Source organism: Providencia sp. PROV267, assembly GCF_028477825.1.
Lineage (GTDB): Bacteria > Pseudomonadota > Gammaproteobacteria > Enterobacterales > Enterobacteriaceae > Providencia > Providencia stuartii.
Genome location: NZ_JAMPLX010000024.1, coordinates 66,349 through 90,865, shown reverse-complemented (window position 1 = coordinate 90,865; position 24,517 = coordinate 66,349). Strand labels below are relative to the sequence as shown.

Genomic DNA, 24,517 nt, shown 5'->3' with positions numbered 1-24,517 from the left:
GTTGATATCGAGATATTATATAAGGTTGGGTTTTTATACTGATTGTTCCTGTTTTTTTGGATTAAATTTCGGCGCTGGATTTCTAAATGCTGTTTTTAAAAGTGAAAACCTTTAATGCATTATCCAGTATTTTATTATGTGACGTATAAAAACAAAAAAATGTCACCTTTAGCTATTAAAAGTTTTTTAAATTTATATTTATATTATGAAAAATGGAAAATAAGAGGGTTTGATATGAGTGAATCAGTCGGATCTATGAAGTCTCAAAAAATGCAGTTATCAACATGGCGAGTTTATCTTTCACCTATTATAGGTGGAATATTTATTCCGATGATGTTCTTGTGGGCACCATTAATTACTATTCAAATGGATAAGGAACTTGGTTTTTCGCCAGAAAAAGTAGGTTTTATCTATATGATAGAAATTTTAACCGGGATGTTAGCAAACGTTATTGCCTTCTTTTGGTTAAAAACAAAGATAAACTGGTATCATATTTATGTGGCTATGATCCTACTTACCGCGGTATTAAACATTATCTCAGGTTTTTTAATTAAAGATCATTTTAATCTTTATATTGCTATCAGAATCCTCTCTGCAATATCAGGATCGACTATTTTTATCATAACCAATTCGTGTATGGCGTTATTGCCAAACTCGTATCGAGCGTTCAGTATCTCCCTATTTAGCCAAATTATATTAGGGAGTTTAGGGCTGTTTATTTTACCGTTATTCCTTGAAAGTTATGGCATATTTTCAGTTTATGTTTTCGTGTCCATACTGTTAGTTTGTGTTTTACCGCTAACTAAAGGTATAGATGCTATTTGGCGAATGAAAGAGGAAAATATTTTTAAAGAACAAGCCCAAGGAGCGGTAAAAAATCGTACGGTAAAAAATGAGATGTATCTATGCTTAGCAGGTATCTTCTTATTTAATGTCGTGGTTGCTGGTGTTTGGACATTTATTGGAGGTTATCTTAGTGCGTTAAAAGTCGATCTTTCTGTCGTGTATAACATTTTAGGTTCGGCAAGTATGGTCGGTATATTGGGCGCGGGAACTTCAATTCTATTTAGTAAAAAAGTAAATTTAGTTTTTGTTACTTGCTTTATATTTTTAATCGCATCTGTGCTAGCAATGTACTTAAATACTAGCATCATGCTTGTGATTATCAGTTGTTACGCTTTTAAATATATATGGACACTAATATTACCATTTACGATGAGTATTGCTGCAGAATATGAAGTCGATGGAAATGTTATGAACCTTACATCACTTACATTGGGGCTGGGTATCGCGTTAGGGCCGATGTTTAGCGGAATGTTAATTGAACGTGTTAGTTTTTCTGCAATGTTTTTATTCAATTTATTATTACTTGTTGCCTCCATGGTAATCATTATGAAAATAATTTTTAAAAATAATAAAGATAAGGCTTAATAATGACAAAAAATTTAAATCATTATCATGTGCATACTACGTGGAATGAAGTACTAGACGGAATATCGTTGAAGAATAAAAAGTATTTAATCACAGGTGCTAATATTGGATTAGGCAAAGAATCTGCTAAGGCAATATTAAGCCATGAAGGATATGTTGTTCTTACCGTCAGGACAGAGGAAAAAAAACAACAACTTTATACGGAGCTTTCTTCACAATTTGATGATGCTTTATTTGAAATTAAATTGCTTGATTTGTCATCGTTAAATGATATTCGGCGTTTCGTAAAGCAAATTATTCTAGAAGATGTGAAACTTGATGGGATATTGGCTAATGCCGGGGTAATGGCCACTGATTTTAAATTAACCGTCGATGGATTTGAACAGCAGTTTGGCATTAATCATTTAGGGCATTTTCTATTAATTAACAAACTGACACCTTGCTTATTAAAAGGTGCAAGGGTTGTTATGATGACATCGGGGGCGCATCGCTTAAGTAATGTCGATTTAGATGATCCAAATTTCAATCATCGACCATACAGCCGTTGGACTGCGTACGGGCAATCTAAATCAGCAAATGTATTATTTGCATTTGAGTTTGATAGGCGCTGGAAAGATTATAATATTCGAGCTTTTGCGGTAGCTCCCGGCATTGTTCTTGATACAAACCTACATCTGCATTTGCAGCACGATGATTTTAAAGAGTTAGCAGAGAAACAGGACACCAATAAAGTGCCTGTAAAATCATTATCAGCCGGTGTTGCAACACAGATTATGGCATTGTGTCACCCTGAATTTGCGGATAAAGGGGGGATTTTTTTAGAACATTGCAGTTATTCTCAAATTAATGAGGATACGCGGCAGGGAACGGGGGTTATTCCATGGGTACTGGATGTCGCTTTCGGTCAAAAATTATGGCACCTCTCGGAAGAAATGGTGAATGAAACATTCACAGAATACGCCAAACTGAAATCTGAAGTGAGTTATGGGGAGTTGGCCCATAATCGTTTACCTCAAAGCAAAAAAATTAGCCTGACAGGGATAGAATTTAAAACAGAAAACGCAGTGATTGAGATCTTTTTCGATCAAAAGAGCTGCACGATAGAAGGTTATCACCAACAAGGTATTTTTATCCCGAAAGAGGCAAATTATGAAGCGGTTGAGGTGAGAAATAATCTGTTTTTTGTGGATCTTTTATTTCCAGAGCATACGGAAATTACGCTATCTATTGCACTCGATTTTACCACAAATAAAGCGCTATTTATTCTTACACAATATCAGCCTAAAAGTTTGCCTGATCACAGCAAGCCAATACCATTAAAGTTAGCGTCTAATTATCAGCAATATTTTACACCAGCAATAATACTGACTGGAAACCATAAAGTTAATGAATGCCGGTATCCTTTTATTACGAGTGATTTGATTGGCAGTCGGGCGTTATATTGTTATTCGAATTTACCACCGACAGTGTATGAGCATATTTATATCAATTCACATTGGTATTGCTATAACGTCATTAATGGTATCAGAAAAGGTGATGGGGGATGCGATCAAGTGAGTTATTATAAGTTTGACGATTCTACTTATGTGGTGACTTGGCGAGAGCTATTAATCGACCTATCCTTTGTTTTTGTTTATGACTTGGAGAATAAGACGACAACAGGGAAAGGCTGGGGAAATCTGTCTGAAGTGAATAAAATGATTAATATTCCAGCCGGTGCAAATATTATTTCTCTTAACTCATTAAATTACCCATTAAATTATATTCCAACATAAGGTGTTTATAATGAGTCAAGATGCTGATTTAGTCATTATTAATGCCAAGGTTGCAACGGTAGATAAAAACTTCTCTTTCTATGAGGCGATAGCGATTGCAAAAGAGAGAATTATTGCTGTTGGTGATAATGATGATATTTTTAAAAAAATAGGTTTTCATACTCAGATAATTGATGCAAAAAATAAGCTTGTGTTACCTGCTGCACATGATGCGCATATCCATGCGACACACACGGGCATGCTGATTTCTGGTGATTTCCTAAATTTGTTTGAGAGTAAATTAAAAAATGAGTTTGAAAGTCAGTTGGAGACTCATTTAACCGCTAAAAAAAACAGGGACTGGATCTACGGCATTGGATGCCCCTTTGAACTCCTTGATGATAACGACGAAAAAATCGCGGTTAACCAAGCTTACTTATCCCAAAAAACGAATGGGAAATTAGCAAGCTTTAGTGATTTTAGTTTACATAACCTAATTGTTAATCAGGAGGTTATAGAATTATCAGGGTTAAATTCTAAATCCATAGAGCTACCGAAAGAGGTCGGACGAATAGGTATTGATCAGCAAGGTGAGCCTAACGGTATTATTTCTGAATGGGGAGCCATGAACCTTGTTGGGAAATATTTACCTCAGCTATCTGATGAAGAACTTAAAAACTATATTTTACTTATCCAATATCATTTACTGCAAAATGGCATCACAAGTTACACCGATATTTTAGGGCCAGGAGGCGATAATCTATTTCATGGTGCTTGGAGTAGCAGAGTCATAAAGCTCTATAAGGCGCTTTATGATGAAAATAAGTTATTAACTCGGGTTAGTGTTAATTTATTTGCGGCAAAAGAAGGTGTGCACAGTTTTAAAAATATTATTTCTGGTGCCGAAGCGTTTTCATATCCACTTCATACCGATAAATCATGGTTAAAAGTCGATACGATAAAGTTATTTGGTGATAGTTCACCTTGTATTCGAAGATCATGCAATGGTTATCAAGGAGAGCTAACCTTTGCTGGTCATAGTGTTGAAGAACAAATTGCCGAACTTAATAAAACCATTGTTGAATTACACCGCTTAGGTTGGCAGGTTGGTATTCATGCAATTGGTGGAAAAACGATTGATGCAGCAATAGATGCCTTTTCTTATGCAGAAAAGATCATGCCAAATAAAGACTTACGCCATTTTATTATTCATGGTGATGATCTCACGATTGAGAATGCGAAAACAATGGCAAAAAATAATATTTTGCTATCCTGCCAACCAATCGCAGGCTATAGCATGATCAATGATATTAAGCAGATTATACCCGATGAGTACAACGCTAAGTTATTTGACTGGCAGTCTTATATTAATGAAGGCGTTGTGGTTGCTGCTGGCTCTGATGCCTGTTGCTTCCCATTTAATTGGTTAAAAGGACTTGAATTTACGCTGACTAGAAAAGCTAAAAACAATCAAATTTATCAATCTGACCTAGGTTGTAAGATTGAGGATGCCATTCGTATGTACACCATTAATGGTGCCATTCAGGAACATCTTGAACATGAAAGAGGTTCGATAGAAGTAGGGAAATTGGCTGACTTACAAATATTAAGTCATGACCTATTTACTATTCCGGCTGAGCAAATAGGGAAAACCAATGTCATTATGACCATTTGTAATGGAAAAGTTGTGTATCAACGGTAATGGAATACCAGATGTGCTCGCGATTATTGAAGCTACACCAGATTATCTACTTAGGGGAATAATATGTTTTGCAGCATGAAAGACTCCACGATTAAAACTGGTCTTTTTTATCATGAATATTGTTTATGGGGGCGGAGTTATAAATCATCACCGCTAGCTTATAATCAAATGAATTGGATGCAACCTTTCGCGAATAATGAATTTGGGGCTAGCTCTGCAAGTTGCGTACGTCGTTTTAAATCCTTAATTGATGTGAGTGGCATGAATGAATTTTTATTTTCATACAGTGCACCCCCCATTACTTATAATGATGCGGCGCGTGTTCATACCCAAGAGTATTTGAATGATTTTATTGAACTGAGTAAAAATGAAGGGGGGGAATTAGGTTTACAGGCACCATTTGGACCGGGGGGGTATCAAATAGCACTATTATCCGCAGGCCAAGCAAAAGCCGCTGTTCATCAAGTGATGGACGGTTCTTTAAATAGGGCTTATGCCGTATGTGTGCCAGCAGGCCATCATGCTTTGCCAGATAAAGCGATGGGGGCGACCTATTTAGCGAACAGCAGTATTGCCGCTAAATATGCCCTTGAGAATTTAGGGGCAAAAAAAGTCGCTATATTGGATTGGGATGTGCATCATGGAAATGGAACTCAAGCTATTTTTTATAACGATAATAAAGTGCTTACCATCTCTATGCATCAAGATAACTGCTTCCCAATTAACTCAGGAGGTATCGAAGAACAAGGTAACCGAGAAGGTTTAGGATTCAATATTAATATTCCGTTATTACCGGGATGTGGCCATGATGAATATTTATATGCATTAAGAACAATAGCAATCCCTGCTCTTAGGACCTACAAACCGGATCTCATTATTATTGGCAGTGGTTATGATGCAAGTACCTTTGACCCTCTAGGACATATGCAACTCCATAGCCAGAGTTATCGAGAAATGATAGAAAGTATTGTCGCGGTCGCTCAGGACGTTTGCCATGGAAAAGTGGTTGTCATACATGAAGGAGGCTATTCTGAGCATTATGTTCCCTTTTGTGCATTAGCACTACTAGAAGGGTTAAGTGGCATAAATACTCAGGTTGTCGACCCTTTTATTTCTTTTATCCAACAACAAACGATTCCTCAAGCACTCAAAGAGTTACAAGAAAATTTAATAAATCACCAAGCGATTAAATTGGGTTTGTAACAATATTCTATTAGAGCAAGCGTTACACATTAAATTGATCTATTAATTGGGTGAGACATAATGAATATATTAAAAACCAATGATAATGTCATTGTTGGGTGGCACTCTTCTTTTTCGGGAGGCGATTTTGATACTCAATTAGCAATAATTATCTCTGAAGTAAATAATGCATTAATAAAAATGGGGATTAGTTATGCGGATATGCTAAAACATACAATAGCGATTAAAAGTGATAAAGTTGATCCCATCTATGCGATTAATCAATTTCATAAAGTTAGCCACGAAATAGCACAAGGCTACGGTAATAAAAAGCCTGTTGGAACAATTATTCGGCTTCCGAATTTTAGCAATGATAATGCTCTGGTAGCCATTGAGTTTATTTTTCCTCGTCATAACAAGGCGGTTCAATGCTTACCTTTCTATAATATGGAAATGGACGTTAGCCGCTCTTTAATTTATGAGGAGCTACTTTATATTACAGGCACGGAAGCTTTGATTGTTTCCGATGATAATAGCCATGCTTATTACATCAATGATACCCTTGAAGAGCAAGTTGCGGTGATTTTTGATAAAATTAATCGTTCAATAATTGAGTTAGATTACTCAATGGATGATCTTATTTTATTAAATGTTTATCTTCGTAGTGATGTCGCATATCAGCCAGTAATAGATCTGATAAAAGACGAGATTGCTAAATATACTGGAAATATTCAAGCTATTAATTGTGAACTCAATGTCACCTATTGTGATGGGATGGCCGTTGATGAATTTTTAATAGAAATAGACGGTTTTGTAAAAAGCCCATTATCACAGTTGGCTGCACCTATTCACTATGCTTGCTTTCAACTTAACCTAGATTTATATGATAGCTTTATACATGCAAAAAAACATATAGATAATATATTGGAAAATAATTTTTCATCCAGTATTAGAGTCACAATAAAATATGTTAAGAGTAAAAATAGTAGTGAGGCTTATATTGATATTATACATGATGAGCTAATGACGAAGTTAACAAGCGCCCATGTGGAAAATTATATTGTAGAGACATTGCCAGTCAAAAAACTCATGAATAACAAGTCATTTTTAGAAATAAGCATTCATTCATTTTAATTTATATCACAGGTGATAACATGACAGAGCAAATAATTTCTGATACATCATTTGATATGTTTACGAATGAGTTAAAAAAGAATCGAATAAAGAGAAGTTATGACATTATTAATATTGAATTTAATCTTTATTTAAACAATGAAAGTTTTTATTTTCGTATTGATGAACATGACCATATTATAACGAATAGTGTTTTTTTAAGCTCTTATTTTGATAAGAAAAAAAGAAAAATCAGCGATATGACCGAAGTTGCGGATAAAGTATTTTTAATTGAATTATCAAAAGGGAGCATTGATTTTGCTCACTCAATTTTAGTACTAGACCTCAATAATAGTCATGTTGTCCTGTTTAGCTCTCAATACCAGCCAAGTAAGAAAACGACGCCGAGATTCGAACAGCATTATCATGTTGGAAAGATTATTGGCGATAACGATAATACGCTTCTCCCCGCAGAAACGCGAGATCTTATTGGCTTACATATTCTGAATGAATACAGTGAAAGTACCGCCGTTGAACATATTTATATTAATAGCCAATGGTATGCGTATCATATTTATGGAGGGGTAAGACATGGTGAATGTGATTGTGACCAAGCAACTTACCTAAAAATTAAAGATGATGTGTATTTACTTGGTTTTAGAGAGTTAGCGGTCGATGTCGCGATTATTTTGCTCTTAGACTTAAAGTCAATGCGCAACACCGGGTTTGCCGTTGGCTATACGGATGAGCAATGGTTTAGCATCCCTATTGGAGCCTATATGAAGCGGATTAATAAACGGCTTGAAGAGCACAATTTTCACGCTTTATGATAGCCCTGTTTTTTGATGTATTGAAGTGGCGGTGAGCCAGTCCAGCGTTTAAATGCTTTTGAAAAAGCGGCGCTGTCCGTATAGCCTAGTAGTTCAGCTAGGCTATCTATTCTAATCTTCTCTTCAACGAGTTTATCGATAGAAATATCACAGCGAATTTTATCCAGAATATCTGAATAATTAATATTTTCTTTTGCTAATTTACGTTGTAATGTCCTTGGTGAGATATACAGCTTTGCCGCTACCCAAGATAATGAAATGTCTTTTTGTGATAAAATATGTTGGTACATAATATCTTGCACTTTCATACTCATGGATTCGGGCATACAACTTGAGTGTTTAAGTTTATTTAGATGATTTTTTAAGAAAAAAATGAACGTTTCATCATGCTCTTTTTTATTAATACCAGCATTTAGCCACTCTTCATCAAATGAAATACCATTGAATTTAGCATTGTCTTCATAGTGAGTTGGAATGATTTTTTTCAAATTATCTTTATCTTTTCGACTTAATGCATATTGGAAATAAAATGTATCAGGTATCCAATCTTTACCAAGTCGCTCTCTTATTTGACTCACTAACCTAAATAAACTGTACTCAATGTCAAACTTATAGTATTCAGGCTTAAATATACTCACTTCATAATTGATTAAAACCTTTTTGTTTTCTATGACAATGTTAGTGTGTGTTTTGCCTTGAAATAGATCGGTATATTGGTTGAGTTCGATTAAAGCGGCATGTAATGTTTTTGCCGACATAAAAATTTCACTGATCGGTGAGTAACTATGATAGGGGGCTGCGATACCCGCTTTCGCACACCAATGCTGATCTTTTGTTTCATGAGCAATTAAACGTAGAAACTCGTTATAAGCTTGTATGGGGGCAACTTCTGTTAATTTTAGTAATTTAAATTTATTATATAAAATTTTTGATCTATATGAAAAAGGAATATCCAGTGACTGTAAATAACTCATGATCTCGGATATTTTTAGCTGATGTATATAAGAGTTATATGAATGATGGGCGTTAGTTTCAGGTTTCATTTTTATGCCTCGTATTAATGAGATGCTATTTTGCTTGAATTCATTAACCGCACATTCTTTGATATGACAAAATTACATGTTAGTAACAAAATAGCAATGAATTTATATCATTATTATTTTATATTGATGATATAAATATATCGTTATATTCTTTATTTTTGATTGAAATCTTAAATAAATAACAATTATTTTGAACATCAATTATCTTAATTCATTAACACTCTTTTTAGAATGCTCTTATTTAGTATTTTTTGTTTTTTTTAAATTTGACTTAATTGTTGTTGATTGACCTTTTATTTTTTAGTTCATACCTTAGTTTTATGAATAAATGCTATTGGTGTCACCAAAGTAAGAGTAAAAGCTATTAAATAACTACAATGCTGCTATAACAATAATAAATAAAAGACACTCTTATTGTATTGGTCTTAAACGCGTCATAGGTTGCAGTATATTTTTCTTGGAGAAGCACACAATGATAGGCACAGTAAATCGGTTATTGGCACATGACGATGCTGGAAAATTGTTATTACGTATTACTATTGGCGGATTAATGTTATTCCATGGCATGAGTAAATTGTTAACAGGCGCTAGTGGCATTAAAGCTATGCTTGCTGCATATGGTTTACCCGAATTTATTGCTTATGGAACTATTTTGGGGGAAGTTGTCGCACCGATTTTCATTATATTAGGGATACTCACTCGCCCAGCCGCGCTGCTTGTCGCTTTTACCATGTTTATTGCTTGGTTAATGGTAGGGCTTGATAAAACGTTTTTATTGGATAAAACGGGGGCATGGGCAATTGAAAGTATTGTTTATTTCTTTGTGGGATCAATTGCACTTGCGTTAATGGGAGCAGGGCGCTTTTCTGTTATGAAGAGTGCAACGTGGCGTTAAGGCTCAATACGATGAATATCAGGCCATCATAAATGGTGGCCTGTATCCTTAAAAGCTTATGATGCAATGCTTTTGGCGAACTTTGGATGAGATTTTAATGTGTCGAGATAATGATTAATGACCGCGGAGTTTTCGATAAAATTTATCTTTTCCATAAATAGAAGAAAAGCCCCGACATACACATCGATTGCGGTTAGTTGTTGGCCGCAAATATAAGGTGCAGCGTTACTAAGTCCTGTTTCTAGACAATCCATAACGCGTTTAAATGAGCCAAAACCTGACATTTTTTGCTGTGCTTCATCTAACTGTAAGCCCATTGCATGCGTTGTAAATGCCGCTTCAATAGGGCCTGCGGTAAAAAAGAACCAGCGATAATAGGCTGCTCGTTGTGGGGAATTAAACGCCGGCGCTAACCCTTTTTCTATAAATTTATCGGCTAAATAGACACAGATAGCCGCAGTTTCAGTGATAATATGTTCACCATCGACTAAAGCGGGAACTTTTCCCATCGGATTAATAGCAAGATATTCGGCAGTATGCATTTGCTCGCCATATTCAAGCTCAATTCGCTGATAAGGTACATCTAACAGTTTAAATAGCAGGTCGACCGTATTGCCGCGTGACATCGAATTTGTATATAGGGTAAGTGAGCTCATCGCCTTTTCCTTATGATTAAGTTGAGTCGCTATCATAAGGTAGCGGTGTGTCAGATTCTGTCAGTAGTCACACATAAAGTCTCTTTTCGCCATTGCTCAAATAAATAATGTTTGGGATAGGGTAATTTATCCTCCAGAGCAATATAGGATTGGATCCGATCTAAGCGAAAATGGCGATAACTTTCTCTGAGTTCGCACCAAGCGGCTAAGACTTGGGTATCTTTCATATAGCCAATTGCGATTGGCCAGATAACTCTACTGCTAAATTTCCCACTTTCATCTTGATAGTCAATTTTAGCTTTTATTTCTTTTCGTAAACTCAGTCTTAGGTTTTTCGCAATCACATTATTAATCGGTGCAATTTGTGTGCTAGGTGCAAATAATGTCGTTTGATTGATAAGGTTTTGTGACCCCTGTTTGACAACCGCATTGATTTTATTGATTGCGCGCATGGCGGATAATTTCAGCTCTTCATCGGCATTACTTTGTACCCAGCGTAAACCTAAGATCAGCGCTTCGAGTTCGTTATCATCGAACATTAAAGGGGGAAGTAACAAACCGGATTTTAGCTGATAGCCGATACCTGCTTCACCTGTAATTTCGGCACCTTGGCAGCGTAGTTCATCAATATCACGGTAAACAGACCGAATACTGATGTGCAATTGTGACGCGAGAGACTCTGCCGTAATGGGATAGCGACTTTCTTTTAATATCTGTAATAAAGTCAATAAACGTTGAGTGCGGGTCATTGGTTACTCTGTGCGTTGGCTGGAAATCGTATTATAACATTGGTGCTTAAGGCGAGAATAAAAAATAGCGGCGAGAATGGCCTCACCGCTAATTAAAAATGACTGGATTGATGGTGGCTATCTATCGTTTGCTAAGATAGCTTTTTGCAAAAACTTATCTAATAAAGCGCTATCACGGCAATAAGGCTCTGGAAGATTGAGTTTTTCTGATTTTTCAATCGTCTCAATAATCAACCTGTCGATAGCAGGGCGCCGTGAACCATATTCGCTTTCATCTACATTTTGTTTGATCACTAACAGTTCATTGATTTCCGCCAAAACGGCGTGATCGGTGACTGTTGCACTGACCAATTGTGAAAAAGCCATTGGTGGCATGATTTTTGAGTGTTCAATCCAACGCAACGCCAGTATTGCCCTTAAGATATAAAAATATTTTTTTAGGCGTACTGTTTCCCCTTTAAAATCTTCCCGCAAGTTACGTTTTGCTATGGATAAATAGTGATAACGTGCCTTTAGCGGTGAATAGAATTTTGACGCTAATAATTCAAATTGTTGAATAAATGACGCATCCTTGTGGTAAACAATTGGCGAATGCAGCCATTCAATTAACGCGGGGTTAGAATTACGCATCAATTTTAAAGCTTTTGATAATTCCCAACCGGAAACATCCAGTTCATTATCAATGGGTTTTTCAATCACATCGCGTTTTCTATCGAGTGTTAAATACCAATCTAATTGATGAACATAAATAAACCTCACATCATAATCGCTATCACAAGAAGCAAAACCCCAACCGCGGCTTCCAGACTCGCACGCAAACAGGATTTTTACCCGATGGGTTGTTTCTATTTCAGCTAATGTTTTTTGTATGCGCTCTCGCATTAATGGCGTTATGCTTTCACTCTCCATGCCATTCTCCTATCCTTTCACACACACGACCTGACGCAGTGTATGTACGATTTCTACTAATGACGATTGTGCGGCCATCACGGCATCAATATCTTTGTATGCCATTGGGATCTCATCAATGACGTCACTATCTTTTCGACACTCTACATGGGCTGTTGCTAGTTTTTGATCTGCCACAGAATAGCGCTTTTTCGCTTCTGTTCGACTCATCACACGGCCTGCACCATGGCTGCAAGAGCAGAAACTTTCTTCATTCCCTAAACCGCGTACGATAAAGCTTTTAGCCCCCATAGAGCCGGGAATGATCCCCATTTGCCCTTTTCTCGCAGATACGGCACCTTTACGGGTTACCAGTATCTCTTCACCAAAATGGTGCTCTTTTTGTACATAGTTATGGTGGCAATTCACCGCTTCTTGTTGTGTGGTGAATGGCTTCGTGATCGTTTTTGATAGTGCTTCTAGTACTCGGTGCATCATGACTTCACGGTTATGGCGAGCGAAATCTTGTGCCCAACCTACGGCTTCCATGTAATCATTAAAGTGTTGGCTCCCTTCTTCAAAGTACGCCAAATCGCGATCAGGCAGATTGGCAATATGCTGTTGCATATCTTTATGTGCTAATGAAATAAATAAGTTACCAATCGCGTTACCGACACCGCGAGAACCACTATGTAGCATCACCCATACACGATCTTGTTCATCTAAACACAGTTCAATAAAGTGGTTACCTGTTCCTAATGTTCCTAAATGGTTGTAGTGGTTTGTTCCACGCAGTTTTGGGTATTTATCACAAATACGTTTAAATTCTTCATCTAAATGCGCCCAATGCTGATCAACAATTTCGGGTGCTCGATGCCAGGCTCCTTTATCACGACCATGGCGTTGAGTTGTACGTCCATGTGGAACAGCCGCTTCAATTGCAAAACGGATATTTTGCAGGCTATCCGGTAAATCAGAGGCGGTTAGTGAAGTTCGCACTGCTATCATCCCACAACCGATATCAACGCCAACGGCAGCCGGAATAATGGCGCCTTTGGTTGGGATCACACTACCAATAGTGGAACCTTTACCGACATGTACATCAGGCATTACTGCTAAATGTTTAAAAATAAAAGGCATTTTAGCGGTGTTTTGCAGTTGTACTACGGCTTTAGGATCAACCGGTACACCGTTAGTCCACATTTTTACAGGTGCGCTATTTTCCAAAATAAGTTCGTTAACAGCGTTATTGTTCATTCTTTATTCCTTAATTTTTACCAGTCCGTTTAATACTTGATCCAATCCACCATAAACGGATATTTGGTCGATTCGATGCGCAATGCTTTCTAGTGTTTCCAGCTCTTTTAAACGTAAAGCAATGGGGTTGTTTTCCATGACTTTTGCCGTGTTTAATAATGAGCGTGTTGCCGCGGTTTCTTCTCGACGGCGGATCACGTTTGCTTGGGCGACCTTTTCCGCTTCTACCACTTGCGATAAAATAGTTCGCATATCACCCGGCAAAATAATGTCTTTTACGCCAATGCTATCGACATCCAAGCCAAATTCAGCGACACATTGGGTAATTTGTTCTAGCATCAATTCATCAATGAGTTGCTTGTTTTCCAGTAACTCATCTAATGAGCGTGTGCCGATAATTTCTCGTAAGGCAAACTGTAGCTCACGGTAGAGATAATCGACGGGTTGGCTCAACTTTGAGAAGGCCAACAAAATATCACGGTAGCGCCAGTTGGCTGACAAATTGATACGCAATGTCACTTTGTCTTTGGTTAGGATCTCTTGACCACTGACCTCAATCGCCAGTAAACGGGTATCAATAACGTCTACCTGAGGCTGGTGTTCAATACACCAGTAACCATAATTTCCGGGTTGCAATAATGTTTTGACTTCACCATCAACCTTTAATACCCCAACATGCCACGCTGGAACTTGGACCACTAAGCTGATATCTCGACCCTTAATCCATTTTTTGCTATTTAGGCGGTTGACTAATGTTTGTGGGATAGCAATATCACCAGTTTGTTGAATATCTACACGTAATGTTTCTGCAATTTTCCAATACAGGCGTCGCGTTGCCGGCGCTAAAATTTCAGTCAAATTATTATGAAGATATAAAAAAGCGATCTCGTTATCCGATAAATTAATATCTATACAATGCGCTTCCACCCAATCAGGGTGATATTGGCGCAAATGATCAGCCAACTTTGCATCAATAGGTTCATGATTAAGTGTGAACAGGCTAACGGTGAGTTTATTAAACCAATCATTGATACGGTGTTCACCTGCTAGCAAAAGATGCTGAAAATTACCGTTTTTCTCGGTCAGCGCAATTTGTCCTTGTGCCACAATTATTTTTTTCATTATTTATTCCTTTATTATTATGAGCCACCATCGAAGAAAGGTATGGAGTGATGGGGGGAAAGTTAGAGTGCCGTCAAACTGGCTGTCTAAGGTTCTGCCCATGACCCGATAAAGATCTCGGAGGGTGGTGTGTTGCCTAATTTTTATAACCCGTTGTTATATCAAGTTTTTTGTTCTGGAAGGAACAGATTAACTATCATTAAGTTATTATCTTACTGACGGCGGAATACAGACCATGTAGTGACATCATTTCGCCACCATGTCTGCACCGGTAGAACCGAAGTTCTGACAATATCCGGCAGTGGATGATTTTAATATTGCGATAAGCGTGCCAACTTTGTTTAAAATAACAAAAAAATATTTATCTTATTGATATATAATAACTTAATTTTTTTGGAATTATTCTGGTATGATTCAGATAAAAAATAACCTATGCTATTTTTTATCTTTAATTATCGTGATTTATAAATTTATATAAAATGAATAAGAAGCGTAAGGTTGTTATTGGCGTATTAGGTACGGCACTGGATCGACGTGGAAAAAGAACGAATCGGTGGACGAAATGGCGCCCTTCAGTTGGGCTATGTCAGCAACCTGATCTGGATATTCATCGCTTTGAATTAATCCATCAGGTAAATAATTATAATATGGCTCATCATGTGAAAGAGGATATTGAGCAAGTCTCACCACAGACGGAGGTCATATTACGCGAGGTGGATATTGCTGATCCGTGGGATTTTGAAGAGGTTTATACCTCGTTACTGGATTTTTCTTCAAATTACCCTTTTGACACTGAGAATGAAGAGTATTTGGTTCATATCACGACGGGTACTCACGTGGTGCAAATCTGCTGGTTCTTGTTAACAGAAGCACACTATTTACCCGCTAAATTATTGCAAACCTCACCGACAGAAGCGGGAAGAGAAAAAGATCCCGCGGGTATCTATACGGTGATTGATCTCGACCTCAGTCGCTATACGCACATCACGAGCCGTTTTCAAAAAGAGCAACAGGCTCAAGTGTCTTTTTTAAAATCAGGTATCGCAACTCGTAACGCGAATTTTAACGCGATGATTGAGCGGATCGAGCGAGTCGCTTTACGTTCAAAAGCGCCTATCTTATTAAATGGCCCTACAGGGGCGGGTAAATCCTTTTTGGCGCGTAGAATTTATCAATTGCGAGAAAGTCGCCATCATATTAAAGGGCGCTTTGTTGAGGTTAACTGTGCCACGTTACGCGGTGATAACGCGATGTCAACGCTATTTGGGCATATTAAAGGCGCGTTTACAGGCGCGATTAACCCACGTCGTGGCCTGCTTAAAGAGGCTGACGGTGGTATCTTATTTTTAGATGAAATTGCTGAATTAGGGCTGGACGAACAAGCCATGCTACTAAAAGCCATTGAAGAAAAAAGTTTTTTTCCGTACGGTTCCGATGAGGAAGTGCAAAGTGACTTTCAATTGATAGCGGGTACACATCGTAATTTGGCGCAATGGGTTGAAGAGGGTAAATTTCGCGAAGATTTATTTGCGCGTATCAATATGTGGACTTTCACCTTACCTGGGCTGGCGGAAAGACGTGAGGATATTGAGCCTAATATCGATTATGAGTTGGCTAAATTTAGTCAGGATGCACAAAGCCAAATCCGCTTTGATAGTGAAGCTCGCCAAGCTTACTTAACGTTTGCCTGTTCAGCGCAAGCGTTGTGGCGGGGTAACTTCCGTGAACTCGGAGCATCAATCAGCCGCATGGCAACCTTTGCTGAACGTGGTCGTGTGACAAAAGCGGTCGTTGATGAAGAGATCATGAGATTGCAATCACAGTGGGTCACAAAAGCAAAAGACACGTTGCCGCCAGAAGTTGGCGAAATTGACCTATTTGAACAGCAACAATTAGCCACAGTATTAGATGTATGCCGTCGCTCATCAAGTCTCTCAGAAGCGGGTAGAGTACTGTTTGCTGTTTCAAGACAGCAGAAAAAGCAGCCGAATGATGCAGATAGGTTACGTAAGTATTTGGCGCGTTTTGGATTAGATTGGGATAAGGTGAAAAAGGCTTAGTGCTTGGCGAAATTGATAAGATACTCAGTAATCTATTAGAAACATTAAGTTTATTTATTATAAAAATAATAAAAACAGTTAAGTATGGAGTGTGAAAAGATGGAGTTAACCTTTTTAGGAACGAGTGCCGGTGTGCCGACCAAAGAGCGTAACGTCACCAGTATGCTATTAAACCTAACAGGCATACGTAAAACATACTGGATGTTTGATTGTGGTGAAGGAACTCAACATCGCATTTTAAATAGCGTATTTAAGGCGCCAAGAATTGAAAAAATTTTTATTACCCATCTACATGGAGATCATATTTTTGGATTACCGGGGCTGTTATGTAGCCGCTCAATGGGGGGATCAACTGATCCATTAACGTTATATGGTCCAAAAGGTTTAAAACAGTATGTCGAAACAGTACTGACCCTGAGCAGCTCTTATATGACTTATCCTCTTGAAATGATCGAAATAGAGCCAGGGCAGTTGTTTGATGATGGTGAGTTAATCGTGACAGCCTACCCGCTTGACCATCGCGTTGAATGCTATGGTTACCGTATTGAAGAACATCCTAAACGAGGTTCATTAGATGTTGATAAATTAGCGCAAGATAACATTCCACGCGGCCCGTGGATGCAAGCGTTAAAGGCCGGTGAAACTATTATGTTAGCCGACGGTCGCCGTGTTAATGGTGCTGATTATTTAGGTAAGCCAAAGCCTGGCAAAGTCATTGCGATTTTTGGGGATACCAAACCAACGGAACAGGCTCTTTTCTTGGCAAAGAATGCCGATGTTATGGTGCATGAAACGACGCTGGAAAATGCGTATCATGAAAAAGCCAATGATCGGGGGCACAGTACCACAGGGCAAGCGGCGCAGTTAGCGCGAGACGCGGGTGTGAAACGTTTTATTGCGACGCATATCAGTGGTCGTTATAGCGCTGAAGATATGCCAATGCTGCTGGCGGAGTGCCAAGCCATTTTCCCTAATACCGAGATAGCGAGCGACTATTTAACCATTAAAATCTAGAGCGATGGCATAGCCTCTTGTTCGTTAATAGATGAACTCGGCACGTTATCATGCGTGTCGAAAAAATAGGCAGTAAATTGGGTATCACTGCTGTCAGTAAATGACTTTCACAAACCCATTGCGGCAATAGGTTTCATATTCATCAGCGAGTTGCCGATTGGTAATAATGACATCAAATTGCGAAAGTTCCCCCATATTGGCCGTGGCGACTTCATCAAACAGGTTGTATTTGGCGAGCAAAATTTTGCGGATTGATTTTTCCATCGCTTTTTTCTTCATTGCTAAATCGTCTAAGTTATAGCATGTGACGCCATAGTGACTATGAATACCGGCAGCCGAGATAAAGGCTTTTTTCGGGTTAATTGAATCAAGGAGAGAAGGTTGGGTCGGGTTATAAAATGAGTCGCTTTTAGGGCGATATTCCCCCCCACAGAGTAATGCGGTGGCATTTTTTTTCTGGCTTAGAGCCAAAAAAACGTTATGTGAATAACAAATCCCTGTAAAGCTTATCTCTTCTGGGATCAAGGCGATTAAGGTGGCCATTTCGATCCCATTATCGAAAAAGATCACATCGTCTTCTGACACCATACTCGCCGCTAAATTGGGGATATGTAGCTCTTCGGTTTGATCGGGGGTAAAGATGTCGGCTTGAGGATCATTTTGTGTCAGTGAGGAAGGTTGGGTGACAGAAACGATATAACCACCAAGCAGAGACATTGGAATAGGCCCTTCGGTCTCGGCATTCAGATCACGGCGGATCGTCATTTCAGAGACTTCAAGTATTCTTGCGGCATCTTTAAGGTGAATTCTTCCTGAGCGTTTAATACATTCACTCAAACGACGAAGGCGTTCTTTTTGTTTCGTTTCTATCACCGATCAATCCTTTCTTTATTGGCGCGGGCTAACCGCGCCCCAACATTTAGTAGCCATTAGAGGCTACACTGTTTCCCGAAACAATCGCTACACTGGCACTTGCCCCAACGCGATTAGCTCCGGCTTTGATCATTTTTTCTGCGGTTTCGCGATCACGCACACCACCTGATGCTTTAACGCCGATTTTATCACCAACGACTTTACGCATTAACGCGACATGGTGCTCTGTAGCGCCCATTGTACTGAAACCTGTTGAAGTTTTCACAAAACCAACGTTTAATGTGCGGCAAATTTCACAAACTTGGGTGATTTCATCATCGGTTAATAGGCAAGTTTCCAAAATAACTTTTAAAGTTGCCTCACCACAAGCCGCTAAAACGGCGGCAATATCTTGGCGAACGAACTCAAGGTCACCACTTTTTAGCATACCAACGTTAATCACCATATCAACTTCATTAGCACCACGGCGTACGGCTTCTGCGGCTTCAAATGCTTTGGCCTCAGTTAAGCATGCACCGAGCGGAAAGCCTACCACACAACAGACCATAACATTGCTGTTTTTCAGACATTCGCTGGCTAAAGGAACATAACCTGTGTTCACGCAGACAGAAGCAAAGTGGTGCTCTGCGGCTTCGGCACAAAGCTGTTTGATGTCATTGACGGTTGCATTGGCGGCCAACAGAGTATGATCGATATATTGTGCTATATTTTTCATGTAAATTTTTCCTATTGAGAATAGAGAGAGTCAATAATAAGGAATGAAAAAATGTGGCGGATATGACACTTGCTCATTCGTTATTCGCGATCTTAATCACGAATGATATTTATGCAACATGATAATGTTAATATAGCATCATAATGTGATTTATTTAACATGAGAGGCGTTATGGATATAGCAGTTATAGGTTCAAATATGGTCGATCTGATCACTTATACGGATCAGATGCCAAAAGAGGGTGAGACCTTGGAGGTGCCTGCATTTAAAATCGGCTGTAGTGGTAAAGGTGCCAATCAAGCGGTTGCTGCGGCAAAACTTAATTCAAAAGTGATTATGTTAACAAAAGTCGGTGATGATATTTTTGCTGATAACACCATTCGTAATCTTGAGTCTTATGGTATTAACACCCGTTATGTGGAAAAAGTGCCATGTACTTCTAGCGGTGTAGCACCGATTTTTGTTAATCCGAATTCTGCTAATCGCATTCTCATTGTGAAAGGAGCAAATAAATTTTTATCCCCTGAAGATATTGAGCGTGCGGCTGACGATTTGAAAAAATGCAAATTGATCGTATTGCAGCTTGAGGTTCAATTAGAAACGGTTTATCACGCGATTGCTTTTGGTAACAAACATAACATTCCTGTATTGCTGAATCCTGCACCAGCACAGCGTACGTTAGATCTTGATTTTGCTTGTCGTTGTGATTTCTTTGTGCCGAATGAAACTGAGCTTGAGATCCTCACTAATATGCCTGTTGATTCGATGGAAAACATCCGCCGTGCAGCCAAGTCTTTGCTCGATAAAGGGTTGAAAAATCTTATCGTCACGTTGGGTGATAAAGGTGCACTCTGGATGACTCGCGATAACGAGTTGTTGATCCCTGCCATTAAAGTGAATGCGGTGGATACCAGTGGTGCAGGAGATGCTTTTATTGGCTGTTTCTCTCATTATTATGTGCATACAGGCAATATCGCGGAAGCTTTGAAAAAGGCTGTCATGTTTTCTGCATTTAGTGTGACAGGTAAAGGAACGCAATCCTCTTATCCAAGTATTGAAGAGTTTGCTGAATTCGTGCAGCTTAAATCGTGAATCGCTAAGAGCGAGAGTGGCAATTAGGCTGATAAGCTCATAAGGCTGACTCATGTGAGAAAGTTTTATTCCTTATGGTTAATTATCAGCCTAAATCGATGAGCTGCGGTGCTTACACGCTTCAATTAAATCTTGTAATAGCGACTTCGCTTCGGCAATCACATAAGTTTGGCATTGACTGTCCACCATCATGGCAACTGTCATATTTGCGCCATCCATATCTGGCAATATTTCTGTCATAAAGTGGGTCAGTGTTAGCTTGGTTGCCGTACACTTGGTCCATTGACCATTAAGATTACGCTGTGCATAGGCTTGAGCAGGCCAAACAGGTAATAATAAGCGTCTATTATTATCTCGCATGGTAACAAGCTCCTCTTGGCAGAAAATCACCCAAACTTCCTCCCAATCGGCAACTTTACTGACAAAATAGCGGTATTTTTGTTGTAGATTTAATCGAAGTACAGTATCAATTTCTTTGGGATCAGGGGTAAACATTATGCGTTATATCCATATTAGATAGTCTAAAAAAACAGTTGATAATTGTTGAGAAAATCACGTTTAAAGTTGCTATCTTAGTAAGGTTTTTTTATTGCTGCGTTTGATCCATCAAGAGTTTATCGAAAATAGCGTAGTAGACATATAAGTTTTATTAAAAAGTAAAATGGGCAGCTTGGAGCGGTGAGATATGATTGATTCATTACTCGAAAAATATGCCATTGGCGTTACTATCGTTGCGGTGTGTTTAGCCGTGGCTATTATTTTCGAGATGATAAGTAAAAAACGTAGGCATAAGCATAAGAATAAAAGTATTTTTATTCATGTTATTCAGACCGCTGTGCTGTGTAGTATGGTGATGGTTGCCGCTCAATATTTGGATATGGCGGCAACGGATTTTAATTTAACCTTTATTTCAACTCCGCTGATTAATTTCATCACTGTTGCCATCATTGCGATCATTCTCGTGCGTAAGCTGTTTCAGCTCGTCAATAGACTTGAAAAAACGCAAATAAAAAGAGGAAGTGATCCAACCTCTGCACGTATTATCGCTCGAGTCTTTAAAACCACCATTTTTGTCGTAATGGTTTTACTATTTGGCGAACATTTCGGCATGAGCCTATCGGGGTTGATGGCCTTCGGCGGGATTGGCGGCATTGCTATCGGTATGGCCGGTAAAGATATTCTGAGTAACTTCTTCTCAGGGATCATGCTTTACTTTGATAGGCCTTTTAATATCGGCGATTGGGTTAGCTCACCCGACAGAAACATTGAAGGTACGGTGGTTGAGATTGGTTGGCGAATTACTAAAATTATCACCTTTGACCATCGACCCTTGTATATCCCTAACTCACTCTTTTCGTCGATAAGCGTTGAAAACCCTGGGCGTATGACTAACCGCCGAATCAAAACGTCATTAGGTCTGCGCTATGAAGATGCCGATAAAATCGGCGCTATTGTGAGTGATATTCGGACTATGTTGCAACAAGAGCCAAGTATTGATACTGGGCAAACATTATTAGTTTATTTTGATGAGTTTGCGGATTCGTCACTGAATATTATGGTGTATTGTTTTACGAAAACTACCGTGTGGGCCGAATGGTTAGCCGCACAACAAGAAGTCTATTTAAAAATAATTGCCATCGTCAAACAGCATGGTGCGGACTTCGCTTATCCTACACAGACACTGTATATGGAAAAAAACAACTAAGCTCCCAGTTTAGAGAAATTGGCCGACTAATATTCTGCTAATAGGCTTAATGTTAGTCGGTTAATGAATTTCGCACCCATTTTTCCTTGTTTAATGCTGATAACTTAAAAATGGCATAGAAATTTTTTATGCTATTAAACAGTAGGTTATCAAATATTATCTCCTCCCGAAAAATTAGAATTATTCCCGCACTTTATGGCAATTCCAATCTGATTTCCTATCAAGTATATTGTCGGCCTCTTTTCCTCAGCTAACTAAGAGCCAGACTGTTATGAAAAAAATCAATGTGGCATGTAGCCAGGGGGTCGCTATCTACTTTACGGGAGAATTCCAATGGGTAGATATTCGCGATGCACAGTTAAACAATATTGCTGCTGTTGTGCTATCCGAGTTGGATGCCAATCAAGGGCTGTGGAAAAGGGTTGCAGAGAGTAAACTCAGTATTCCGCTGTTTATCATTAGTGATAAACAGCTTCCAGATGATATCCCTCATCCTCCTTATTTAACGGGAATTTTACCGCCTGCACCGGCTGAGCGTAGTGAAAATAGTCGTCAATTATTTGCAGCGGCAAATCACTATCTTGAACAGCTATTACCGCCATTTTTTGCGCGAATGATGGATTATGCTGCGGGGCATAATGTCACTTTTGCTTGTCCGGGCCATCAAGGTGGACAATTTTTTCGCCGCCATCCAACTGGCGAACAGTTTTACCAATTTTATGGCGAAAACCTGTTTCGTACCGACTTGTGTAATGCTGATGTCGCGATGGGAGACCTGCTGATCCATGAAGGGGCTGCGAAAGAAGCACAGAAATTTGCGGCTCGCGTATTTAATGCAGATAAAACCTATTTTGTACTAAACGGCACCTCTTCTTCCAATAAAGTCGTGTTAAATGCCTTGCTAACACCGGGAGACTTGGTTTTATTCGATCGCAATAATCATAAATCAAACCACCATGGCGCCCTGATCCAAGCGGGCGCAACACCGGTTTACCTTGAAACGGCACGTAACCCATTTGGTTTTATCGGGGGAATCGATGCGCATTGTTTTGAAGAGGACTACTTGCGTTCATTGATTAATGACGTCATGCCTGAAAAAAATACGCGTGAACGTCCATTCCGCTTAGCGGTGATCCAGCTCGGTACTTATGACGGCACGGTTTACAATGCAAGGCAGGTTGTCGATAAAATTGGTCATTTATGTGAGTATATTTTGTTCGATTCTGCGTGGGTTGGCTACGAACAATTTATCCCTATGATGCGCCAATGTTCGCCACTATTACTTGAATTAAATGAAAATGATCCTGGTATTATGGTGACTCAATCGGTGCATAAACAATTGGCAGGGTTCTCGCAAGCGTCGCAAATCCATAAAAAAGATAACCATATTAAAGGGCAAGAGCGCTTTGTCTCGCATAAAAAGCTGAATAACGCTTTTATGATGCACGCGTCTACCAGTCCATTTTATCCGCTGTTTGCCTCGTTAGATGTCAATGCGCGTATGCATCAAGGGGATGCAGGGGAAATGATGTGGATGGAGTGCGTAAGACTTGGCATTGAGGTTAGAAAAGCCATTATCAACCACTGCCATTATTTTAGACCCTTTGTGCCTGAATTTGTCGACGGAAAACCATGGCAAGAGTACCCAACGGCGCAAATTGCTTCTGAACAGCGCTTCTTTAATTTTATTCCTAATGAACGTTGGCATGCGTTTGAAGGGTATGCGGAAAATCAATATTTTGTTGACCCTTGTAAGTTGATGCTAACAACGCCGGGTATCGATGCTCAAAGTGGTGAATACGAATCCTTTGGCGTTCCGGCGACTATATTGGCGCATTTCTTACGTGAACATGGTGTGATCCCCGAGAAATGTGACTTAAATTCCATCCTATTTTTACTCACCCCCGCAGAGAGTAAAGAGAAGTTAGAGCTACTAGTTACCCATTTGGTTCGTTTTGAACAATTACTGGATGAAGATGCTTCACTGGAAGAAGTGTTACCGTCCGTTTATCAACGCTACCAAGAGCATTATCAAGGCTACACATTACGTCGTTTGTGCCAAGAAATGCACCAGTTGAGTGTTCAGTACAATATTAAGCAATTGCAAAAAGAGATGTTCCGTAAGCAGCATTTTCCGACAGTGAAAATGAACCCACAACAAGCGCACCTTGAGTTTATTCGCGGCAACGTGGAGCTGCTTCCTCTATGTGAGCTAGAAGGGCGTATTGCTGCTGAGGGGGCGCTGCCTTATCCTCCGGGCGTACTGTGTGTGGTGCCCGGTGAAGTTTGGGAAGGGCCTGTCTTGCGTTACTTCCAAGCTTTGGAGGCGGGGATCAACTTGCTTCCGGGATTTGCGCCTGAGCTACAAGGGGTATATATCCCGAAAACAGAAGATGGACAAAAACGTGTCTATGCGCATGTTTTGAAGTAAACATT

The 24,517-nt window shown here is 39.1% G+C and carries 21 protein-coding genes; 12 read left to right on the top strand and 9 right to left on the bottom strand.

All coding sequences use genetic code 11. The features are described 5' to 3' along the window. The first annotated feature begins 114 nt into the window (after positions 1-114). From PR709_RS16360 to PR709_RS16335, 6 genes are all read left to right on the top strand, one after another. The gene (locus PR709_RS16360) at positions 115-1,431 is read left to right on the top strand and encodes an MFS transporter (protein WP_040132737.1); all 1,317 of its coding nucleotides are present in this window, start codon (positions 115-117) and stop codon (positions 1,429-1,431) included. A 2-nt stretch (positions 1,432-1,433) separates the two neighbouring features. After that, a complete protein-coding gene (locus PR709_RS16355) occupies positions 1,434-3,206 on the top strand; it encodes an SDR family NAD(P)-dependent oxidoreductase (protein WP_004926047.1) in 1,773 nt (590 codons plus the stop codon). Positions 3,207-3,216: 10 nt separating this feature from the next. Continuing rightward, positions 3,217-4,887, top strand: a complete 1,671-nt coding sequence (locus tag PR709_RS16350) for an amidohydrolase (protein ID WP_151207882.1) — start codon at positions 3,217-3,219, stop codon at positions 4,885-4,887. Between the two features lie 63 nt (positions 4,888-4,950). Then, positions 4,951-6,090, top strand: coding sequence for a class II histone deacetylase (locus PR709_RS16345; RefSeq protein WP_014656896.1), 1,140 nt, complete (start codon positions 4,951-4,953; stop codon positions 6,088-6,090). Positions 6,091-6,150: 60 nt separating this feature from the next. After that, on the top strand, positions 6,151-7,203 hold the full coding sequence (locus PR709_RS16340; protein WP_014656895.1) for a RidA family protein: 1,053 nt from the start codon (positions 6,151-6,153) through the stop codon (positions 7,201-7,203). A gap of 20 nt (positions 7,204-7,223) precedes the next feature. After that, positions 7,224-8,012, top strand: a complete 789-nt coding sequence (locus tag PR709_RS16335) for a MoaF C-terminal domain-containing protein (protein ID WP_004926053.1) — start codon at positions 7,224-7,226, stop codon at positions 8,010-8,012. Here PR709_RS16335 and PR709_RS16330 read toward each other — a convergent pair. Continuing rightward, positions 8,000-9,055 carry an AraC family transcriptional regulator gene (locus PR709_RS16330; RefSeq protein ID WP_004926055.1) on the bottom strand — a complete coding sequence of 352 codons (1,056 nt, stop codon included), beginning with the start codon at positions 9,053-9,055 and terminating at the stop codon, positions 8,000-8,002. The genes PR709_RS16335 and PR709_RS16330 overlap by 13 nt on opposite strands. A gap of 472 nt (positions 9,056-9,527) precedes the next feature. On the opposite strand from PR709_RS16330, the gene PR709_RS16325 reads away from it, so the two are divergent. Further along, positions 9,528-9,950: a DoxX family protein gene (locus PR709_RS16325; RefSeq protein WP_014656892.1), complete on the top strand. Its 423-nt coding sequence runs from the start codon at positions 9,528-9,530 to the stop codon at positions 9,948-9,950. Positions 9,951-10,006: 56 nt separating this feature from the next. Here the strand turns inward: PR709_RS16325 and PR709_RS16320 are convergent, their stop codons facing one another. The 5 genes from PR709_RS16320 to PR709_RS16300 all read right to left on the bottom strand — a co-directional run bounded on the left by PR709_RS16320 (position 10,007) and on the right by PR709_RS16300 (position 14,625). Next, on the bottom strand, positions 10,007-10,606 hold the full coding sequence (locus tag PR709_RS16320; RefSeq protein ID WP_014656891.1) for a glutathione S-transferase family protein: 600 nt from the start codon (positions 10,604-10,606) through the stop codon (positions 10,007-10,009). Between the two features lie 50 nt (positions 10,607-10,656). Continuing rightward, entirely contained in the window at positions 10,657-11,355 is a 699-nt protein-coding gene (locus PR709_RS16315) for a helix-turn-helix transcriptional regulator (RefSeq protein WP_004926059.1), read from the bottom strand. A 117-nt stretch (positions 11,356-11,472) separates the two neighbouring features. Beyond that, positions 11,473-12,264, bottom strand: coding sequence for a nucleotidyltransferase domain-containing protein (locus PR709_RS16310; RefSeq protein ID WP_036942019.1), 792 nt, complete (start codon positions 12,262-12,264; stop codon positions 11,473-11,475). A gap of 9 nt (positions 12,265-12,273) precedes the next feature. Next, the gene (locus PR709_RS16305) at positions 12,274-13,500 is read right to left on the bottom strand and encodes an RtcB family protein (protein ID WP_004926062.1); all 1,227 of its coding nucleotides are present in this window, start codon (positions 13,498-13,500) and stop codon (positions 12,274-12,276) included. A 3-nt stretch (positions 13,501-13,503) separates the two neighbouring features. Then, positions 13,504-14,625 carry a slipin family protein gene (locus PR709_RS16300; RefSeq protein WP_272571007.1) on the bottom strand — a complete coding sequence of 374 codons (1,122 nt, stop codon included), beginning with the start codon at positions 14,623-14,625 and terminating at the stop codon, positions 13,504-13,506. A 476-nt stretch (positions 14,626-15,101) separates the two neighbouring features. Here PR709_RS16300 and rtcR point away from each other — a divergent pair, with 476 nt between their 5' ends. After that, positions 15,102-16,682: an RNA repair transcriptional activator RtcR gene (rtcR, locus tag PR709_RS16295; protein WP_004926065.1), complete on the top strand. Its 1,581-nt coding sequence runs from the start codon at positions 15,102-15,104 to the stop codon at positions 16,680-16,682. Between the two features lie 99 nt (positions 16,683-16,781). After that, positions 16,782-17,696, top strand: coding sequence for a ribonuclease Z (rnz, locus tag PR709_RS16290; RefSeq protein ID WP_040132740.1), 915 nt, complete (start codon positions 16,782-16,784; stop codon positions 17,694-17,696). A gap of 93 nt (positions 17,697-17,789) precedes the next feature. On the opposite strand, the gene deoR is transcribed toward rnz, so the two are convergent. Both deoR and deoC read right to left on the bottom strand, forming a co-directional pair. Then, the gene (gene deoR / locus PR709_RS16285; protein WP_004926067.1) at positions 17,790-18,569 is read right to left on the bottom strand and encodes a DNA-binding transcriptional repressor DeoR; all 780 of its coding nucleotides are present in this window, start codon (positions 18,567-18,569) and stop codon (positions 17,790-17,792) included. A gap of 46 nt (positions 18,570-18,615) precedes the next feature. Further along, positions 18,616-19,284 (bottom strand): deoxyribose-phosphate aldolase, encoded by a 669-nt coding sequence (deoC, locus tag PR709_RS16280; protein ID WP_141173199.1) that lies wholly within the window; start codon positions 19,282-19,284, stop codon positions 18,616-18,618. A 171-nt stretch (positions 19,285-19,455) separates the two neighbouring features. Between deoC and rbsK the strand changes: the two genes are divergently transcribed. Further along, on the top strand, positions 19,456-20,376 hold the full coding sequence (gene rbsK, locus PR709_RS16275) for a ribokinase (protein ID WP_272571002.1): 921 nt from the start codon (positions 19,456-19,458) through the stop codon (positions 20,374-20,376). A gap of 90 nt (positions 20,377-20,466) precedes the next feature. Here rbsK and PR709_RS16270 read toward each other — a convergent pair whose 3' ends face one another. After that, positions 20,467-20,871 carry a DUF2750 domain-containing protein gene (locus PR709_RS16270; protein WP_060560915.1) on the bottom strand — a complete coding sequence of 135 codons (405 nt, stop codon included), beginning with the start codon at positions 20,869-20,871 and terminating at the stop codon, positions 20,467-20,469. 190 nt (positions 20,872-21,061) lie between these two features. Between PR709_RS16270 and PR709_RS16265 the strand changes: the two genes are divergently transcribed. Next, entirely contained in the window at positions 21,062-22,081 is a 1,020-nt protein-coding gene (locus tag PR709_RS16265) for a mechanosensitive ion channel family protein (RefSeq protein ID WP_004926073.1), read from the top strand. A 271-nt stretch (positions 22,082-22,352) separates the two neighbouring features. Beyond that, a complete protein-coding gene (locus PR709_RS16260; protein WP_014656883.1) occupies positions 22,353-24,512 on the top strand; it encodes an ornithine decarboxylase in 2,160 nt (719 codons plus the stop codon). Positions 24,513-24,517: the final 5 nt, after the last annotated feature.

What these genes read in the sequence shown, in the direction of transcription:
- PR709_RS16360 (WP_040132737.1), top strand. Translation starts at nt 115, where the DNA reads ATGCATTATCCAGTATTTTATTATGTGACGTATAAAAACAAAAAAATG.
- PR709_RS16355 (WP_004926047.1), top strand. Translation starts at nt 1,434, where the DNA reads ATGACAAAAAATTTAAATCATTATCATGTGCATACTACGTGGAATGAA.
- PR709_RS16350 (WP_151207882.1), top strand. Translation starts at nt 3,217, where the DNA reads ATGAGTCAAGATGCTGATTTAGTCATTATTAATGCCAAGGTTGCAACG.
- PR709_RS16345 (WP_014656896.1), top strand. Translation starts at nt 4,951, where the DNA reads ATGTTTTGCAGCATGAAAGACTCCACGATTAAAACTGGTCTTTTTTAT.
- PR709_RS16340 (WP_014656895.1), top strand. Translation starts at nt 6,151, where the DNA reads ATGAATATATTAAAAACCAATGATAATGTCATTGTTGGGTGGCACTCT.
- PR709_RS16335 (WP_004926053.1), top strand. Translation starts at nt 7,224, where the DNA reads ATGACAGAGCAAATAATTTCTGATACATCATTTGATATGTTTACGAAT.
- PR709_RS16330 (WP_004926055.1), bottom strand. Translation starts at nt 9,055, where the DNA reads ATGAAACCTGAAACTAACGCCCATCATTCATATAACTCTTATATACAT.
- PR709_RS16325 (WP_014656892.1), top strand. Translation starts at nt 9,528, where the DNA reads ATGATAGGCACAGTAAATCGGTTATTGGCACATGACGATGCTGGAAAA.
- PR709_RS16320 (WP_014656891.1), bottom strand. Translation starts at nt 10,606, where the DNA reads ATGAGCTCACTTACCCTATATACAAATTCGATGTCACGCGGCAATACG.
- PR709_RS16315 (WP_004926059.1), bottom strand. Translation starts at nt 11,355, where the DNA reads ATGACCCGCACTCAACGTTTATTGACTTTATTACAGATATTAAAAGAA.
- PR709_RS16310 (WP_036942019.1), bottom strand. Translation starts at nt 12,264, where the DNA reads ATGGAGAGTGAAAGCATAACGCCATTAATGCGAGAGCGCATACAAAAA.
- PR709_RS16305 (WP_004926062.1), bottom strand. Translation starts at nt 13,500, where the DNA reads ATGAACAATAACGCTGTTAACGAACTTATTTTGGAAAATAGCGCACCT.
- rtcR (WP_004926065.1), top strand. Translation starts at nt 15,102, where the DNA reads ATGAATAAGAAGCGTAAGGTTGTTATTGGCGTATTAGGTACGGCACTG.
- rnz (WP_040132740.1), top strand. Translation starts at nt 16,782, where the DNA reads ATGGAGTTAACCTTTTTAGGAACGAGTGCCGGTGTGCCGACCAAAGAG.
- deoC (WP_141173199.1), bottom strand. Translation starts at nt 19,284, where the DNA reads ATGAAAAATATAGCACAATATATCGATCATACTCTGTTGGCCGCCAAT.
- rbsK (WP_272571002.1), top strand. Translation starts at nt 19,456, where the DNA reads ATGGATATAGCAGTTATAGGTTCAAATATGGTCGATCTGATCACTTAT.
- PR709_RS16270 (WP_060560915.1), bottom strand. Translation starts at nt 20,871, where the DNA reads ATGTTTACCCCTGATCCCAAAGAAATTGATACTGTACTTCGATTAAAT.
- PR709_RS16265 (WP_004926073.1), top strand. Translation starts at nt 21,062, where the DNA reads ATGATTGATTCATTACTCGAAAAATATGCCATTGGCGTTACTATCGTT.
- PR709_RS16260 (WP_014656883.1), top strand. Translation starts at nt 22,353, where the DNA reads ATGAAAAAAATCAATGTGGCATGTAGCCAGGGGGTCGCTATCTACTTT.